Annotated in this window: 9 protein-coding genes; 4 read left to right on the forward strand and 5 right to left on the reverse strand. The window is 70.6% G+C overall.

All coding sequences use genetic code 11. From position 1 onward, the window contains the following. Nucleotides 1–640: 640 nt before the first annotated feature. From ACGFNN_RS34615 to ACGFNN_RS34625, 3 genes are all read right to left on the reverse strand, one after another. Nucleotides 641–1,006: a hypothetical protein gene (locus ACGFNN_RS34615; protein WP_393561900.1), complete on the reverse strand. Its 366-nt coding sequence runs from the start codon at nt 1,004–1,006 to the stop codon at nt 641–643. Then, nucleotides 937–2,187 (reverse strand): PQQ-binding-like beta-propeller repeat protein, encoded by a 1,251-nt coding sequence (locus ACGFNN_RS34620; RefSeq protein ID WP_393561901.1) that lies wholly within the window; start codon nt 2,185–2,187, stop codon nt 937–939. The genes ACGFNN_RS34615 and ACGFNN_RS34620 overlap by 70 nt, the downstream gene beginning before the upstream one ends. A 312-nt stretch (nt 2,188–2,499) precedes the next feature. Further along, nucleotides 2,500–3,048 carry a hypothetical protein gene (locus tag ACGFNN_RS34625; RefSeq protein ID WP_393561902.1) on the reverse strand — a complete coding sequence of 183 codons (549 nt, stop codon included), beginning with the start codon at nt 3,046–3,048 and terminating at the stop codon, nt 2,500–2,502. A 259-nt stretch (nt 3,049–3,307) separates the two neighbouring features. On the opposite strand from ACGFNN_RS34625, the gene ACGFNN_RS34630 reads away from it, so the two are divergent. The 3 genes from ACGFNN_RS34630 (at nt 3,308) to ACGFNN_RS34640 (ending at nt 7,973) form a co-directional block, all read left to right on the forward strand. After that, entirely contained in the window at nt 3,308–6,349 is a 3,042-nt protein-coding gene (locus ACGFNN_RS34630) for a BTAD domain-containing putative transcriptional regulator (protein WP_393561903.1), read from the forward strand. A gap of 7 nt (nt 6,350–6,356) precedes the next feature. After that, nucleotides 6,357–6,674: an FCD domain-containing protein gene (locus ACGFNN_RS34635; RefSeq protein ID WP_393561909.1), complete on the forward strand. Its 318-nt coding sequence runs from the start codon at nt 6,357–6,359 to the stop codon at nt 6,672–6,674. Between the two features lie 219 nt (nt 6,675–6,893). Then, nucleotides 6,894–7,973, forward strand: a complete 1,080-nt coding sequence (locus ACGFNN_RS34640) for a PP2C family protein-serine/threonine phosphatase (RefSeq protein ID WP_393561904.1) — start codon at nt 6,894–6,896, stop codon at nt 7,971–7,973. 71 nt (nt 7,974–8,044) lie between these two features. On the opposite strand, the gene ACGFNN_RS34645 is transcribed toward ACGFNN_RS34640, so the two are convergent. Next, on the reverse strand, nt 8,045–11,632 hold the full coding sequence (locus tag ACGFNN_RS34645; RefSeq protein WP_393561905.1) for a S8 family serine peptidase: 3,588 nt from the start codon (nt 11,630–11,632) through the stop codon (nt 8,045–8,047). Between the two features lie 525 nt (nt 11,633–12,157). On the opposite strand from ACGFNN_RS34645, the gene ACGFNN_RS34650 reads away from it, so the two are divergent. Next, complete coding sequence (locus ACGFNN_RS34650; RefSeq protein WP_393561906.1) at nt 12,158–15,880, forward strand: S8 family serine peptidase; 3,723 nt, start codon at nt 12,158–12,160, stop codon at nt 15,878–15,880. A 224-nt stretch (nt 15,881–16,104) separates the two neighbouring features. Here the strand turns inward: ACGFNN_RS34650 and ACGFNN_RS34655 are convergent. Further along, nucleotides 16,105–18,672 (reverse strand): S8 family serine peptidase (locus ACGFNN_RS34655; protein WP_393561907.1); only part of this gene is annotated, 2,568 nt, incomplete at its 5' end.

The following is an 18,672-nucleotide window of genomic DNA, read 5'->3' on the forward strand; positions in this document are numbered from 1 at the left end:
CGCTCAGAGGAGCCGTATACCGGTGCTGACCTGCGGCTATGTCGACTGCCGTTTCGCGTGACATCTTTCCGATAACGCATCATTTGGAGTGCGTGGCGAATTCTGGAGCCTACCGCAAAGGGTGCCTGACCTGAGGCTATGTGGCTCGGGAGGTCGCTCGACCTGGTTTCCTCCTTGCGATGGGCCGAGCAGACGGACTCCGGCAGTCGCCTGACCTGCGAATCACCAGGGAGGCGCTTGTGCGGGCGACGCCTTCAGGGTCCTGCCGGAGACCCTGCGCTCGGATAACGCTCCGAGCGGAGGTCTCACCCTCGGACATCTTCGGCTGCGGCCGTGCGGACGGCCATCGGTACGGGGGAGGGCTCCGGCACGGGCTTCCTCCTGCCCCTCTCTGTATCAGGGGTGGGGCCGAGGGCTGCACAGCTGCCCGCTGCCCCCGCTCGACCCCCGAGCACGTGCAATTCGCCGCCGAGTTGATGAAAGACCGTCAGGGACGGCGCCTTGATCGGTGGATCGAGACGCCATCCCTACCCCCGTACGGTCGCGTCCTGGACGGCACGGTGGCCCGTCAACTGCGCGTGTCCAGGACGCGGCGCGGTGCCGGTGCTGGGTGCCCGAGATCAGCGCTCGTACGGCCGGTTCACGGGGCCTCGGGGGCGAAGGACAGCATGCGGGCTGCGGGCCGCGCGTCGTCGCCGTTCACGAACGACGGCGTGATGACGATCCGGCCGTTCGCGTAGGCCAGGTTCCCGGCGAGCATGCCGTACTCCGAGGCCCGGGCCGATTCGGGATGCCGGAGCACCTGTTTGTCCGTGTCCACGCCACCTGGGCCGAACCGGATGATCCCGCCCGGCCGGCGCGGCGAGGCCGCCTCGTACACGAGCGCGTGCGTGCCGTCCTCCGCGTACAGGGGGTGAAGGGTGCTGTCATCGGACTTCACGCCCCAGACGAACTTTCCGGTGGTGAGGTCGTACGCGCCGACCTGGCCGGTGCCCCCCAGATGCACGGTGTCCTTGCCGACGGCGGTGCCGTCGCAGTTCTGGATGCCCTCGCCCGCGTCCCCATGTCGGCGCAGTACTTGAAGCCCTTCTGCCTCGCGTCGATGGTGGTGCGGACCCTTCCGCCGGGCCCCAGGGAGACGATCCGCCAGTTGTCGGTGCGTTCCTCGGCGTGGAGCGTCGTGAAGACGACAGGGGCGACGGAGAGCACCTTGCCGGCCTTCCAGCCCGGCTGGGTCCTGAAGCGCCAGAGAACCTTGCCGGTGCGCGGGTCGATTTCGCGGAGTTGGCTGTAGGCCTTGCTGCGGTCGAAACTGATCGCGCAGTCGGAGCTCACCAGGAGCCGGGAGCCGCCCGCCACGTCGTCGGGGTAGCACTTCCCAGGGTTTTCCATCGGGATGTCGTAGAGCTTGGCGCCGTCGCCGACCCCGTACGCGGCGGCAGTCATGTCCTGTACGACCGCGAGGGTGCCCCCGCTGATGGCGGTGTGCACGACGATCGTGTCGTCCCCGGAGCCGGTCTCGGTGAGCTCCTTGTGCCACCCGGCCTTCCCGGTCCGCAGGTCGATCATCTGGAGCTGGTTGCACCGGTTCCCGTTCCGGGCCTGGCTGTTCTTGTACACCAGGACGACCTTGCCGTCGGGGGTCGGGTTGACCGGTGTCTCGCAGACGGGAGCGGGCAACGGCACGCTCCACAGCTCGGCACCGTCCGAGAGCCGGTGGGCGGTGACCTTCCTGTACACGGCCTGGACGACGGTGTCGCCGACGATCCACAGATCGTTGAGATGAATGTTCCGACCGGGCAGATCGGTCCGGTCGTCGACTATCCACGCTGTGGCATCCCCCGGCTCGCGCGCGGCGTTGATCTCCTCCGACGTCGGGATCCGCTTCGGTTCGGGTGTACGGACCGCAGGGGTACGGGGAGCGGTCGGCGTCCCGGAGGGACGGGCTGCCTTCTCCGGGGCGGGCGCGGTGGAGCCGCCCCACCCGCCGCCGGAGACGGCGTACACCGCTCCACCCGCCACCAGGAGCAGAAGAACGACGGCCGCGGCGATCGCCGGCATCGTGCCGAAGCGCCTGCGGCGGCCCGGCGGGGCCGGAGGGCCGTAGCCATCCGTGGCGTACGGGTTGCCCGGCACCGGTCGCTGCTCCGGGGGTGGCATGTCCCAGGGCTGTGGCGAGTGAGGCATCAGTCTTCGCCCCGTCGCACTCGGAACGTCACGATCTTCTCTCCTCTTGGCGTACTGGCATGTTGATGGTGGGCGGGCAGGGGCGGCGGCCCCCCAGGGCTGTCCCGCAGTTCCCGGCGGGCGCGCGACGACAGCTACGGCGCACCCCCGGACTTCGTCCGGGGGTGCCCCCGCGCCGCGTTGTCGGAACGTCCGCATACCCCCAGGCTTCGCCCGGGAGGTGCCCTCTTATGTATGCGGACGCCTCTCCGCCTTGCGATGCACCGCATCTGACGCCGCGCGCTGATCCGCCGGGAATCGCGGGACAGCCCTTCAGCCTGCCGCGCGTTCACCGGACGGATCGGCGACCACGATCTCGACGTGCGGCGGGGCGTACTTACGTGCCTTCCGTGCCATCTTCGCCAGATCGAACTTGGTACGCGGAACGGCGACATGGATCGGTGCGGGCATGGCCGGGTTCTGCGACGGGCCGACGGCACCCGCCGGCAAGGTCGCGCCGGGACGCAGGCGTGCGCCGATCAGCGCGTACTGGTCGTCGGGCGGAGTGGCCACGACGAACTGGGTGACGTCCGTCCACGGCAGCAGCACGTGCTCGAACCGGGCGCCGGCTGCGTCGAACTGGAACGCGGTGCGTCGCTTTTCGAACCAGGTGATGATGAAGGGGACCGCCGCGACGATGACCACACCGCCCTTCATGTCGAGTGCCCAGCCGAGCAGGACGGCCAGTGCTACGACGCCCAGGATCAAGCCCCACAGGCCTGCCTGGTCCTGGGCGGAGAACGGGTGGGCGACCCGGTAGCGTTCCCATCGCCCACCGCGGCGGGTGGGCTGTGTGCCGGGGGTGCGATTGATATGCGACATGGTGTTCTTTCTCTCCTGATGTTGTGCCGGCCGGGCGTTGCCGTCCGCAACCCCGCACACGGGAGGGCCTGCTGGCTGCCCCTTCCGTCGATGCCCGACCGCTCGGCCGCTCGTGGGGCAGCTCACCCCCCGTCCGGGCGCCGGCTCCGGGGCAACCTGGCAAACTCTTTCGCGACGCGCTGAAATGCCGGTGAAATCCTGCTGATGCAGGGACTTGAGAGCTGCCCCGGCACGGGGACGTGGGGAATTCGAAGTGGGCGTGGACGCAGTGGATTCGGGCGCGAGTCCGGTCGATTCGAGGGGGCACCTGCGGATCGACCTGCTCGGGCCGGTCAGGGCCCGACGCGGCGATTCACCACTCGCACTCGGACCGGTACGACGGCAGGCGGTTCTCGCCGCGTTGATTCTGCGCGCACCGGCCTTCGTGACATACCGACAACTCCTGGACGACGTATGGGGAACCGAGCCCCCGGCGACGGGCCACCGGGTCCTGTCGAGCTACGTCTATGCGCTTCGCAAGACGCTGAACGGGGCGAGTGCCGGGCCGGTCAACTCGGTGATCCACAGTGGGCGCGGCGGCTACCGCTTCGTGCCCGGCGGAGCCCGGACCGACCTCGAAGACCTCGTCGAACTGGTCGCCCGTACCCGAGGCGCCAAAGCTGACGGTGACTTCGACGCGGCGCTCGACCACGGCGGCCGTGCCCTTGACCTGCTCCGCAGCGAGCCGCTGCCGGGCTTGCCCGGGCCGCTCGCCGACACGGAGCGGCAGCGGCTGGCACGGCAGCTACGCACGTTGCACCAGGACCGGGCGGAGTGTCTGGTGCTGCTCGGGCGCTACCCGGAAGCCCTGGACGCGCTCATGGCAGCGCCCCTGGCCCGTCCGCACGACGAGCCGCTCGCCGCCCTGCGGATGCGCGCGCTGTACGGCATCGGCCGGCAGGCTGAGGCACTGGCCGTCTACCAGGAGACGCGCCGCCGGCTCCTCGGCGAGCTGGGCATGGAACCCGGAGATGAACTGCGCCGAGTGCACCAGGCAGTCCTGCGCCGGGACCACCAGCTGCTGCCCACCCGATCGGCGGGGTCGCCCGCGTCCGGCACCCCGACTCCCCGCGACACGCAACCCGAGGAACCCCCGCCCGAGCAACGCCTCCCCGACGCGTCCGATCACCCGAGCGGTCCCCGCCCCCGCCGAAACGACCTTCCCGGTGACACAGCCTGTCTGGTCGGCCGCGAAAGGGAACTCGCCCTGCTCACCGCACCGGTGTCCGCAGATGGTGTGTCCGTCGTGACGGTCGATGGCACGGCGGGCGTCGGCAAGACCGCCCTGGTTGTCCGCGCCGCCTGGGCCCTCGACGACGCCTACCCCGACGGCTGCCTGTTCGTGGACCTGCACACGCACGGCGCCGCCCACGAGAGCGTCGGCCCGCAGCGGGCCCTTCGGCGGCTGCTGCGCGCGGTCCGCGCCGGCGGCGACGAGATCCCGGACGACCTGGATGACGTGGTGGACCTGGTGGACCTTGTCACGGCCTGGCGTGCGGCCACCAGCGCACTACGGCTGCTGCTGGTCGTCGACGATGCCCACAGCGCCGAGCAGGTGCGTCCGCTCCTCCCCGCCGGGCCGGGGAGCCGGGTTCTGGTGGCAGGCCGGCAACACCTGCCCGGCCTCGACGCCGATCTGCGGCTCACCGTCGAGCCACTCGGCACGGACGAGGCCGTCGGCCTGCTCCGAGAGCTCATCGGGGAGTCCCGCGCGGACCACGAGCCCCAGGCAGCACTCGAGCTTGCCCGGCGTTGCGGCGGCCTCCCCCTGGCGCTGCGCATCGCGAGCGCTCGCCTGCAGAACCGCCCGTCCTGGACTCTGGCCTTCCTGACCGGCCGGATGTCCGACGACGCACGCAGCCTCGGCGAGCTGCGTGCCGAGGACCGCAGCGTGGAAGCCGCCTTCAGGATGTCGTACGACCAGCTCACGCCCGAACAGCGGCGCGGATTCCGCGCACTGGGCCTGGCGCCGACCGCACGCTTCGACGTGCTCACCCTCGCCGCCATGCTGAGCAACTCCCTTGAGGACGCCGAGAACATCCTGGAAGACCTGGTCGACGCGAGCTTGCTGCAGCAGCCGCATCCCGGCCGCTACAGGCTGCACGATCTCGTACGGGCACTGGCGCGGCGACTCGCCACCGAAGCGCCCGAGGAGGCGGCCGCAGACCGCGCCGCTGTGCTGCACCTCTATACGGCCGCAGGCCGCATCGCCAGCGACTGGGGCCCCGAAGGCTTCTCAACCGGCTCCGACGGCACGGGTGGGTCCCCGTTCCCGACTTGGCGGGAAGCCTCGGCATGGCTGAAGGCGGCGGGCGGAGAACTGGTCGACGTGGTGGCCTACGCGGCCGCCGCCGGGCAGTTCGACCACTCCTGCCGGATCGCCGAAGCCCTGGTCGACCACCTGGTCCGCGAGGGCCGGTTCCACGAGTGCCGCGCAGCGCTGGAGCTTGCGCTGCCGTGCGCGGAGATGGCCGCCGACCGGCGGATGTCTTCCTCGCTGCGTAACTGCATGGGAATGGTCGACATCTACCAGGGGCGGTTCCGGCAGGCGCACACCTGGTTCACCGAGGCGCGGCACCACGGCTGCGGCCACGACGATCTGCGGAACCAGGCTCGGACCGTCGCCGGTATGGGGGCCGCGGAGTGGATGCTGGGCCGCATCGAGGACGCGGTTGCTCACCTGAGTGAGGCGGTGGAGCTGGCGGCGCGGCTCGGCGACGGCTGGCTGACCGGGATCGCGCTCTGCAATCTGGGCGCGATCCGATCCCAGCAAGGGCGGCACGAACAGGCGCTCGAGCACTACACCGTCGCCGTCGCCATCGCCCAAAGGAACGGCCGACCCAGAACGATCAGCAACGCCCTGTGCTTCGCCGCCGATGCCAACCTGGCTCTAGGCCGGCACACGGAGGCCACCGACCTGTTGCGGCGGGCGGTCGAACTGGCCCGCGAGGCCGAAGACCTGCCACTGCACGCGGCGAGCCTGTCCCGTCTCGCCACCGCGGAACATGTCCGGGGCAGTCTGCACTCTGCCGTCGACATCCACCATGAAGCCCTGTCCACCCTCACACGGAGCGCGAGCACATGGCTGGAGATGGAGGTCCGCATCCGTCTCGGTAACACGTACGCGGCGGCAGGACGTCGCGCGGAGGCGCGGCATGAATTCCGGACCGCCCTCTCTCTCCCCGGAGCCGGTGACCACCCCCGGCAGAACCGCATGGCACGCGACGGGCTGAGAGGCGACGACGTGCAACTGCCCGCCTGAAGGGAACATCTCATTCGCGGCCGCCGACCTCGAATTCCACAAGGTCCTGCTGGACGCCGCGGACAACCCGCTGGTCCTGGGCATCTACGAGCTGATGAACGGGGCTCTGCGGCGGGTCCGCGAGCAGACCACCCGCCGCACGATCGGCGATGCCTCGGCGGTCGGCGTGCGCCGCGACGTCTACGCCGCGGCCGCGTCCGGGGATGCCTCCGCTGCGGTGGAGGCGATGAACCGCCACTTCGACAACACCGACCGGTACGTCTCAGAGGTCATCGGCCTGATGACCTCCGCGCCCCGTGCGGGCGAGTCGACCGCAGGCGCCTGAACGGCGCAGGGCCGGTCAGCCGGGCAAGGCAGCCACGCAAGAACCACCCGCCGGAGTCCAAGAGGGCAGCCGCTGGCTCCTTGCGGGACAGCTCGTGAGGTCCGCCGAGCGGTGCGCTCCGTTTCGGCTCGTGAGTTCGCCCTGCCCTTCGTATGGTGGGGACAGGCAGGTGAGTGCTGGAGGCGGGCGGTCGTGCTGTTGCGTTCGTTGAGGACATTCGTGGCCGCACCTGCCGTGCTACCGCTGGCGGTCATGGGGATCGTCCTGATCGTGGACATCGCCACGGGTGCGCAGTTCAACCTGCTGCCGGTCTACGCGGCCGGCCCTGCTCTCGCCGCCGCGCGTGGACCCGTGCGTCTCGTCCCGGCTATGGGTGGTGTCGGGATGGCCCTCTGCGTCGCAGTCGCGGCGAGTTCGGGTCGTCTTGGCTTCGCACGGATGTATGTCGCGCTGATCGCGATCCTGTACGTCACTCTGGCCGCTTCCTACGCGGCGTGGGTGAGGATCCGGGCCGAGCGGCGCCTCGTGGACGTGCAGGAAGTGGCCAGCACTCTGGAGGACGTGCTCTTCGCCCCCGTCGCACCGACGATCGGCCCTGTCCGCCTCACTGCCTCGTATGTCTCGGCGAGTCGGGCCACCCGGGTCGGAGGGGACCTGTACGAGGCGGTGGCCTCTCCTCGGGGCGTCCGCGTGGTCATCGCCGACGTCCAGGGCAAGGGGCTGGGAACCGTACGCTGTGCGGCGGTGGTGCTGGCCTCGTTCCGGGAAGCCGCTCCCGACGCGGTGGAGCTGGCGGAGATCGCCCGCCGCATCGAGACCGCCCTGGACCGCAGCACCGACGGCGAACGGTTCGTGACCGGCCTCCTTGCTCAGGTCAGCGATGCCGGACACCTCGTCGTGCTCAATCAAGGGCATCCCGCTCCGCTGCTGGTGACGACCGACGGGAGGGCCGAGTTGCTCGAACCGCTGGTGCCGGATGCCCCCTTCGGACTCACCGTCCTGACGGGACCGGGCTCCCGGCAGGAAGGCGTCGCGCGGTCGGCCCTCCAGGCGGGGGACCGGGTGCTCCTGTACACCGACGGGCTCAGCGAGGCCAGGGACGGCATCGGCCGCTTCTACCCTGTGGTCGAGCGGGCGGGGCCACTGCTCCGCGAAGGCCGCCTCGAAGCAGCCCTGAGCCGGCTGCGCGCGGACGTGACCGCGTTCACCGGGACCGCCCCTGACGACGACTCCGCGCTGCTCCTCATGGAATTCGCCCCGGGAACCTCCTCTGGTGGGAACCCGGAGCGGGACGATTGAACGGCCCTGCGGTCCCGCCCGGCGGAATGCCGGACGGGACCGCTGCGGCCGATGTGCCGGGCTGACCTGACTCAGCTCGTCAGGTCCGGCCGCTGGGTGACCCGGATCGAGTTCACCAGTGACTTGCCGTGTATGGCCGACAGCCGGACGTTGAGCTGACCGTCGGTGACCTCCACCGTGATCGTCCTGTCCAGGGCTGTGTACGTGCCCTTCTCCAGAGCGACGTCGAGGTTGGGGACGAACTCCTTGCCCTCGGCGAGCACGTCGAAGACCCTGGCCCCGGGCTTGGTGCCGCTGATCTCGGCGAATCCCAGTTCGACGCGGTAGACGCCGTCGGGGACGTTGTCGAAGCGGTACTCCAGCGCGCCCTTGCGGGCGGTGCGGTACAGATCCTGCTCGCTGGTGCCGGCGACGGTCTTCGTCGTGCTGATCGTGCCCGATTTCCCGATGAAGCCGTACGCACCGGCCTCGTACGCCCGGTCGGGGCTCCAGGTGTCACCGAGCAGGTCCGTCACCGAACCGGTGGCGCCGGTGTCGAGCGCCGTCTGGTAGGCGGGGACGACGATCTTCAGAGGAACCTTGATGACGGGTGTCCTGCCGCTCTCCGACGAGACGAGCAGGGTGTCGGTGAGAACCGAGCCCGGGGTCGCACCCTTGGTGTCGAAGACCAGGTTCAGCTTCTGTTCGGCGCCGGTGGGCAGCTCGCCGGAGGTGGACGTCACGGTCACCCAGGCGGCGCCGCCCTCCTTCTTCACCGTGTACGCGGTGGCGGTGCCCGCGTTGCTCAGGGTCAGCGCACGGGTGCGCTTCTGGTCCGCCGGGACGACCAGTCCGTAGTCCGCCGCGGAGGTCTTGACCAGGCCCGTCCTCAGTGCGGCGTCGGCCACCGTGATGTCCTTGGCAGTCAGCTCGCGCGTTGCCGTGGCACCTGCGTAGTGGTCCGCGGAGACCGCGATGTCGTAGCCGGACTTCGTGGTGCCCGCCGGGACCTGGACGAGATAGGCGCCGTCGGCTCCCGTGGAGCCGGTGGCGATGTCCTTGCCATCCTGGCTGATCTGCACGGTGGCGTCCGCGACGGGCTTGCCGTCGTTGTCGTCCGTGACCGTGCCGGAGATGACCGCGCTCCTGCCGGCTCTGAAGGAGACGCTCAGACCGTCAGTGACGGACGCCTCGTTGTACGAGTACATCAGGGCGTCCGTGCCGGTGTCGCTCTCGACACCGATCGTGGCGCTGGAGCCGTTCTCGTAGGTTCCGTCGCCGATGTCCTTGTAGTGGTAGGAGACGGTGCCGTCCTCGTTGATGACCGCGGAGAAGGTGATCCGCTGGGCAAGGGCCGAGATGAACTGCACGTTCCGCCACTCGACGACCACCGAGCGGTGCGGCGCGGTGCCGCGGGACGCCCAGTAGACGCCGGAGGCACCGGAGGAGGTGTCGATCTGCAGGTTGTCCCAGAAGGGGTAGAGAGCGCCGTTGGGAACGCTCGTGGACGGCAGGCTGATGTTCGCCGAGGTGATGCTGGAGGTGCCGAACGCGACCACGCCCTTGACGGTGGCGGTGGCAGATCGGTACGTCTTTCCGTACAGCGCGACCGGGAACGGCAGATCGAGGGGGGCCGAGCCGGCCACGGGGCTGTTGACGGCCAGTTTCGTGTCGCCGGTCGGGAAGGCGCCCGTGCCGACCTGGCAGGTCGTGCCGAAGGCGTCCGCCCGGCTGTCCAGGTAGAAGTCCTTGTCTGCCGCGGCGGTCAGTTGCACTCTGGCGACCGTCCCTGTGGCACAGAGGCTGACCGGCGTGACGGCGAGGTTGTACGTACCGACCGGCAGGGTCACCGTGTACGTGCCGTCGGCGGCCGAGACCGCCTTCACCGGGGTGCCCTGGACCACGATGTTCGCGCCGGCCTCGGCGCCGGCCTCGGTCTTCACCGTGCCGCTGAGCGTGGCGCTGGGCGCCTGCTCCAGGGTGAAGTCCTTGGTCGTCGTCTCGTCCGCGACGATCGTGAGAGTGGACTCGGTTGTGTGGAATCCGAACTTGGAGATGGCGATCTTGTAGTCGCCGACCAGCACCTTGGGCAGGGCGTAGGAACCGTCCGCGCCGGTGGTGAGGGTGGACTTCATCGGCCCGTCCAGCGTCACGGTGGCGCCGGCGACGCCCGCGGCACCGGAGACGACCTTGCCGCCGAGCGCGCCGAGCGCACCGCGCGGGGTGGCGCTGACCGCGGCGTACGCGTCCAGGCGGCCCTCGCCCCAGACGTTGTTGTTGGCCGCGGTGCCACCGCAGCTGGTGTCGTCGGTGTCGATCGCGGTCTCGTTGAGGATCTTCTCGGTCTCCGCGACGTCGCCGCGGAGCGAGGGCGAGGCCGCCCACATCAGCGCCACGGTGGCGGCGGTGTGCGGCGAGGCCATCGACGTACCGGACTTGACGGTGTAACCGCCGCCGGGCGCGGCCGAGCGGATGTCGACACCCGGTGCGGCGATGTTCGGCTTGATGGTGCCGGCCTCACCGCTGCCGCGAGAGGAGAAGCCCGCGATGACGTTGTCGCTGTCGAAGGCGCCCGAGGCGTAGGTGTTGGTGTACGCGCCGGGCGGCCCCGCGGTGTTGCAGCCGGCGCTTCCGTTGTTGCCGTTGGAGAACGCCGGGAATATGCCCGCGTCGCGCCACGACTGGACGGTGTCCTTGTACCAGGTGTCGAGGACGTCGCCCCCCCACGAGTTGTTGATGACGTCCGGCGCGAGGTCCGGGCGCGGGTTGGCGCCGGAGGAATCGGTGGGGGCGACGATCCACTGGCCCGCCGCCAGCAGCGACGCCTGCGAGCAGGAGCCGGTTCCGCAGCCCTTGGCCGCGATCCACCGGGCACCGGGCGCGACGCCGATCTGGTTGCCGTCGCCGTCGTCGCCGACCATGGTGCCCGTCGTGTGGGTGCCGTGGCCGTGGTTGTCGCAGGGCGCGGAGCTCGGGCACGTACCCGTGAAATCGGCCCAGTTGTACGCGTGGTCGTACGTGCCGTCCACCTTCAGGCCCCGGTACTTGGACGCGAGGGCCGGGTGGTCGTACTGGACGCCGGTGTCGATGCTGCCCACGACGATGCCCTCACCGCGGATACCCAGGTCGTTCCAGACCTTGGGGGCGTTGATCCGGTCGACGCCCCACTCGACGGAGTCGACCCGGGGCTCCCTGGCGCCGGGCAGCGGGGCGGGAAGCTCGACCGGGTCGTCGGCCTCGATGGTGGCCACGTCCGAGCGGGCCGCGATCTTCTCGGCGAGCGCCTTGTCACCGGTGACCTGAACAGTGTTCGAGATCCAGAACGACTTGTACTTCGCTCCGGCTTCCTCGGCCAGCGCGATGACACCGGCCTGGGACTTCTTGGCGAACGCGGTCTTCGTCCGGTAGACGGCACGGGCCTTCGCCGTCTTGCCCTTCGCCGCACGGGCGGACGCGTCGTCCGCTTCCCGCGTGAAGGCGACCCAGAAGGTCACCTTCTTCCTGGCGGCGAACTGCTTGAGCACCTTGCCCTCGGATTTCGCCTGGTAGGCGGAGTACGGGGCAGGGTCCGTCTGCGCCATGGCCGGGAGGGTTCCGGCCACCAGGGGTACCGCGGTCATCGCGGCGGTGACGACGGCTGCGGAGGACCGCCGTCTGAGACGCGTGAAACGTCTGAACACAAGCTCTCCTTGAACAGTGGGTGGGGGGGGGTCTCCCCCGTGGGGGTGTGCGGAGTACCTGCGCGCGCCGCTCCCCGCCGAAATGGGTGTGGGGTGCAGCAGTTGGGCTTGCGGGGGCGATCCTCAGGTACGGGGGACGGTGATGCAAGGGCTCCCTGAGGGCCGCCGAGCCCGTGACGGCCGCTGTCGCCCGCGCGATCGTGGTGGCAGCACCGCTTGCCGTCGGTGGCCTGTTTTCCCCGTTGCCTTCGCCTGTCCGTCTCGGCGCCGAGGCCGCCCGAATCCGTCTCTTCCAGGTGCTGACCAGGCAGCCGTCCACGCCGGGCATGCCGTGCGGGTCCTGGGCCGGCCGGTTCCGGAGTGGTACCGGTACTGGCCGGCACTCACCGTTCGTCACGGTGGGCGGCAGCGCCCGTGTGCGTCCTGCCGGTGCCGGACAGAGCCGGCTGGCGGTGAGTGGCCAGGCGGCTTGCCGCCACCGTGCGACGGCCGATCGGCCGCCCGGCAGGGCGGAGGATGCTCCCTATGACCTCCGAAACCCAACATTCCGGTTACCCCCGGGCGACGCGCAGATGGCGAGGCCGGCTGGCGGCACTCACGTGTGCCACAGCCATGGGTGGCGGCCTCCTCATACCCCTGCAGGCAGCAGCCCGGCCCGCCTCCTCCGCCGGACCGGCCCCGGCGCACGACACCCGCTCCTACGACGTCACCCTGATCACCGGTGACGTCGTCCACTACGTGGACGGGCCGGGCACCCGCGACACCCTCACCGTCGACCGCGTGGACGGCTCCGAGGGCGGCGTCGAGGTGCAGCAACTCGGGGACGACTATTACGTCGTCCCCGACGAGGCCGCCTCGCTGATCGCCGCGGGCACGCTGGACCGCCGCCTGTTCGACGTCACCGGTCTGATCGACATGGGCTATGACGACGCCCACACCGACGGCCTCCCCGTGATCGCCACCTACGGGGCCACGACGCGTTCCGCGCCCACCGCCCCCAAGGGGAGCACCCTGACCCGTCGTCTGGACAGCATCCACGGGTCCGCGCTGACGGTGAAGCGTTCGGGGCAGGGGACGTTCTGGGACGCCGTCGACGCACCGGGTGCGAACCGTACGCTCTCCGCCGGAGTGAAGAAGCTGTGGCTCGACGCCCGGGTCGAGGGCGCGCTGAAGGATTCGGTGCCCCAGATCGGCGCACCCGCGGCCTGGGCCGAGGGCTACGACGGCAAGGGTGTCAAGGTCGCGGTGCTCGACAGCGGCATCGACGCCGACCACCCCGACGTGAAGGACCGGATCGTCGGCTCCAAGAGTTTCGTACCCGGTGAGGAGGTGCTGGACAGGAACGGTCACGGCACCCATGTCGCCTCGACCGTGGCCGGCTCCGGCGCCGCCTCGGGCGGCGCTTACAAGGGCGTCGCACCCGCCGCCGACCTGCTCGTCGGCAAGGTCCTCGGCGATGCCGGCTACGGACAGAACTCCGGCATCATCGAGGCCATGGAGTGGGCCAAGGACCAGGGCGCCGCGGTCGTCTCCATGAGCCTGGGCGACACCACGCCCGACGACGGCACCGACCCGATGGCCCAGGCCGTGAACGCGCTGTCCGCCGACGGCGGACCGCTGTTCGTGATCGCGGCCGGCAATGCCTACGACCCCGGCGCGATCGCCGCTCCCGGCTCCGCCGAGAAGGCCCTGACCGTCGCCGCCGTGGACGCGGACGACGAGCGGGCGCCCTTCTCCAGCCAGGGTCCGCTGATCGGGACGTCCGGCCTCAAGCCGGACATCTCCGCTCCCGGTGTGAACATCACCGCCGCCGCCTCGCAGGCGATTCCGGGCGTCACCGGCATGTACCGCACCCTGTCCGGAACCTCGATGGCCACGCCGCACGTCGCCGGAGCGGCCGCGATCCTCAAGCAGCGGCACCCGGACTGGACCGGCCAGCAGCTCAAGGACGCGCTGATGAGCACGTCCAAGCAACTGCCGGACTACACGCCGTACGAGATGGGCACCGGCCGCGTGGACGTGGCCACGGTCGTCGACGCGCCGGTCACCGCCACGGGTTCGGTCGCCGCGGCCTCGTACACCTGGCCCCACAGCGCCGACGACCCCGTCGCCGAGCGCACCTTGACCTACCGCAACCAGGGCGACGTCCCCGTCACCCTGGACCTCTCCACCGGCACCTCGGACGCCGCGTACACCCTGTCCACCGACCAGGTCACCGTCCCGGCCGGCGGCAGCGCCGAAGCGGTCCTCTCGCTCGACCCCGCGAAGGTCGCCGCAGGGACCACCTTCTCCGGGCAGGTGACCGCAGAGGACCGCGCCGCCGGAAAGGTCGTGGCCCACACCGGGTTCGCGCTGGCCAAGGAGAGCGAGCGCTACGACCTCACCATCGATGTGCGCGGACAGGACGGGAAGCCCGCGACCAGCATGGTCAACGTGGCCGAACTCGGATCCGGCACGGCCGACACGTATCAGGTGACGGGCACCAAGACCCTGCGCATGCCGCCGGGCAACTACGTCGTGTGGTCCCTGCTCGACGTCCCCGGCGACGGCAAGCACACGGCGGCCAAGGCGTTCCTGGTCGACCCGGAGACCAAGCTGACGCAGGACGCCACGGCCACCCTGGACGCCTCGAAGGCGCGGCGGGTCAGCGCCACGACACCGAAGCGGACCGAAGCGCGCGAGACCCGGTACGAGATGGTGCGCACCGCGCAGGACGGCACCGTCACACGGAGCGTGGTCACCCTGCCGATCGCGGTCGACCAGCTGTGGGCCACCCCCACCGAGAAGGTGAGCGACGGCGACTTCGAGTTCCTCACCCGCTGGAACCTCCAGGAACCCCGGTTCACCTACCGGGCCGGCGACGGCTCGCTGCCGGCCTTCTCGCAGGGCGGCAGCGCGTCCGTCACCGGACGGCTGCGACTGCACACCGCGTACGTCCGCACGGGCGCCGAAGCCGACTACGCGGACGCCGGCGTCAAGGGCAAGGCCGTCATCGTGGACCGCAGCGACGCGGTGCCGCCGAGCGTCCGGGTGGCCAACGCCGAGGCAGCCGGCGCCAAGGCGCTCGTCGTCCTGAGCGACCGTCCGGGCAGACTGTACGAGGTCTACTCGAACACGCAGACCGGTATCCCGGTGCTCTCGGTCCGCCGGTCCCAGGCGGCCGACCTGCTCGACCGGGACGCTCACGGCAAGGAACTCGTCATCGACGCGCAGGGTTCCCCCCGCTACACGTACGACCTGGTGTCCCGCCACACCGACCGGATTCCGGACCGCGCGCTGAACTACGCGCCCGACCCGGACCGCGACCTGGCGCGCGTCGACAGCAGGTTCCACTCGGACCGCGCCACCGCCGGGTACGGCTACCGCTACGACGTCCCCACCTACGGCGCGGCGGTCGGCCTCAACCTGGAGGAGCACTACCCGATGGTCCGCACCGACTGGGTGGACCACCTGGAGAACGGCGCCACCTGGCTCGAGGACCACACCGTTGCGGACACGCGGGGACGGCAGGAGATCACCGGTGGGCAGGTGAGCTACGCGGCAGGCAAGCGCTACACCACCAGCTGGTTCTCGCCGGTCCAGCATCCCACGGTCGGGAGCGCATACGCGGGTCCCAGCCGTGACAGCAACAACAACCTCTTCCTGGCCCTCACCCCGTACTCCGACGGCGGCGCCGTCGACCGGTCGGGCCTGCAGGACACCGGCACCAGCAAGATGGCGCTCTACCAGGGCGACACCCTCATCGCGCAGTCCTCGAGCCGCTCGGTGCGCGCGCTGCGCCGGCCCGCCGACGTACTGCCGTACCGGCTGGTGATGGACAACGCACGGAACGCGGACGACTGGCACACCTCCGTGCGCAGCCACTCCGAATGGGGCTTCACCTCCGGGGCGATCACCTCGGACGGAGGGAAGGAACCGCTGCGGCTGCTTCAGCCGCACTTCGAGGTGGACACCGACCTGTCGGGCGACGTCGCCTCGGGTCACCGCGTCGACCTCACCCTGTCCGTCTCGACGCAGCAATGGCTGGACTCGGTCACCTACGCGGACTCGGCGACCCTGTCGGTGTCGTACGACGACGGTGCCACCTGGCAGGCGGCCGAACTGCACCGGACCGGGCGAGGCGCCTGGACGGCGAAGCTGAAGCTCGCGAAGAAGCCGGGCGGATTCGTGTCGCTCAAGGCCACTGCCGAGGCCGCGAACGGACTGACCGTCGAGCAGGAGGTGATCCGGGCCTTCGGCCTGAAGTGACCCGCTGACACACGTCGGCCGCCGCTCCGTACCCACGGGGCGGCGGCCGACGGCGTTGTACGGGTGGCCCGGGCCGTACTCGCCCGGCACCCCAGCGGCCCGCCGCGCGCCGGACGAGAAGCCGGGACGAACGGGCCGGGGAACGTCTGCCGGTGCGTCGCAACCGGCGCGGCCGGCGGTCACACGACAAGGGGTGTGTGCCCGCCGGCCGCGCCCTGCGCGGATCAGCCGGGCAGTCCGGCCACGACGACCTTCGTCGAACCCCCGTCCTTCAGGTCGGTGGCGTAGAACGCCACCTCGCCCCTGTTGTTGACGCCGATGCCCTCGACCGGGTCCCAGTGGGAGGAGTCGACCATCGCGCCCAGGTCGAACATGCGGCCCTGCGGGTCCCACACCACGGATGTGGTCACGTCGGGCTCGGTCTCGGCCGTACCGATGATCCAGCCCGCGTCGTTCACCTGCAGCGCCTCGGCGTCGAAGCCGAAGTCGGGCAGCCGGGTCATCGTGCCGCCCGGGGCGAGGACGAAGGCGTCGTCCCCGCTGGTGCCGACGACCGTGCCCGCGGAGTTGACCGACTCGGCGTGGCTGTCGGTCATGCCCGGGAGCGTGCCCAGGTCGGTGATCCTGCCGTCGGCGTCCCAGCGCACCGCGCGGCGCTGGCCGTCCTTGGAGGAGTGGCCGACCACCACTCCGGCGTCGTTGACGGCGATCGGCTCGGTCAGTGAGCGGTTGTCGGTCAGGTGCGCGAGCCTGCGGTATCCCTTCTGCGTGTCCCAGACGAACGGGTCGTTCACCTGCTGGTCGCGCCCCGTCGCCGGGTTCTTGATGTACCCCGTGGCGTTACCGGTCACGGTGCCCCCGTCGTTGACGGCGAAGCCGCGGGCGAAGGTGTACGTCTCCCACTCGGGCAGCGGAAGTGTGGTGAGCTTTCCTTCCGCGTTCCAGAGTGCCGCGCGCGTCTCCTTGCCGACGGTCAACTGACCGGTGGCGTAACCGCTCGAAGCACTCTGGGCGAAGGCGTATCCGATGCCGCTTCCGGCATTGTCCAGCAGCGTGACACCGCTGTCGGGCGACCAGCGGACTGGCCGGGTCACGTTGGACACCTGCTTGGCACCCGAGACCCGTCCCTCGTCGTCCAGGCTGAACCCCATCGCCGGGCCGAACGAGCCGGTGACGTCCGCCTGCGGCTGCGTCACCCTGCCGAGCAGCACGTCCGAGCTGCCCAGCGTGGTGCCCCCGTCCGTCGCCAGCGAGAAGCGTCCCACCAGCCGCCGTCCGGCCGGCGGCGCGGTGTCCGCGACCAGGCGGCCGCGGATCTGTGTCGACTTTCCGTGGGCGAGGCGGACGGGATCCGCATCGTCCACGGTCACCGAGCCGAGCGACTTCGAGAACAGGGTGTCCTGGACGTCGAACGTGGTGCTGCCGGAGGGAATGTCCGTGCCGGCGATGTAGATCCCGTAGAAGCCGGGTGCCGGGTCCTTCAGGGCCACTGACTCGCGACCGCCTCCGTTGGTGGAGGAGGCGATCAGCGCGCCGGACGGGCCGATCAGGTACAGATCCAGGTCGGCGTCCTCGTCGGAGGCGTTTCCGATGCTCACCTCGAGGCGGGTCGCGTCACGCGGTACCGCGATCCGCTTGCCCGTCATCTGCTGGTCGGCCAGGGTCGGGTGCGCCTCGGAGAGACCGCCGAGCGAGCCGCCCGACGCGTGCGCCGTCACCGGGGCGAACCGGTTGACGGCCTTGAAGGTCCGCTCCACCGGGGAGTGCAGCGCGGCTTCGTCGATGACCGAGGACGCCGGGTCCAGCGTCGCCCCCAGCACCGTCGCGTTCAGCCGGTACGGGTTCTCCAGGACCGGTGAGGTGCGCCGCGCGTCCACCTCGAACTCCCAGACGCCCGGCATCGGCTGCTCGTAGGTGCGGGCGTCGGACGCGCAGTCCTTCGGGTCCGAGTGGTTCGTGTAGCAGCGGCTGACCGCGGTGTCCTCGACCGGCATGCCCTGCGGGTCGATCGCCAGGAAGCGGGTCTGGCTGCCTTCGGCGGTGCCGGACAGGTCCAGCTCGAGCGCTGCCGCGCCGTCCGGGACCGCGACGAACAGGGACCGTGTGGCGTTGCGGTCCACCGTGCCCTTGGCGGACACCGCGTACGAGGGCTTCGCCGGATCGGCCGCCACCACGACGGTGACCGGTACGAGACGGTCGACGCCGGGTGTGGCCGGGTCGTCGACGCGCAGCAGCGCCGAGTGCGCACCCGAGGACTTCGCCTGGGCGCGGATACCGATGGTGGTGGCCCTTCCCCCGTCGAGCCTCACCGAGCGCGGGGCGCTGAACGTGCCATCGTTGCCCAGCCATGACAGCTCGGCCGTGCGGCTGCCGGAGTTGGTACGGGTGAGCTCGACCGCGTAGGTCCGGGGGCGGTGCAGCTCCTGCCCGCCGTCGCCCGGTGCGCAGCGGTTGTATACGCCCGCGCCCGACTTCGGCGTTGGGAGGAGACCGGCGAGCACACCGCACACCGGTGCCTTCACGTCGTACGCGGTCGGCTCGGCGTTCTTCGCCAGCAGCTTCCAGGCGGCGGGGACGGAGATCAGTCCGGCACCCTGTGCGTAGGCCGGCTGGTCGTCGAGGAACTCGGCCGAGCTGGTCAGGGCGGTGCGCAGCCGTTGCGGCGAGACCTTCGTGCCGTTCTGGGCGGCGGCGGAGAGCAGCAGCGCGACGGCGCCGGCGGCCTGCGGGGAGGCCATCGAGGTGCCGTTGAACATGCCGTATCCGGGCGGGAGTTCGTATCCGGTGTCGGG

The sequence above is a fragment of the Streptomyces sp. NPDC048590 genome (assembly GCF_043199535.1).
GTDB lineage: Bacteria > Actinomycetota > Actinomycetes > Streptomycetales > Streptomycetaceae > Streptomyces.

Bases quoted from the DNA above. Each gene is read 5' to 3' on its own strand.
- ACGFNN_RS34620 (WP_393561901.1), bottom strand. From the start codon at position 2,187: ATGCCTCACTCGCCACAGCCCTGGGACATGCCACCCCCGGAGCAGCGA.
- ACGFNN_RS34625 (WP_393561902.1), bottom strand. From the start codon at position 3,048: ATGTCGCATATCAATCGCACCCCCGGCACACAGCCCACCCGCCGCGGT.
- ACGFNN_RS34650 (WP_393561906.1), top strand. From the start codon at position 12,158: ATGACCTCCGAAACCCAACATTCCGGTTACCCCCGGGCGACGCGCAGA.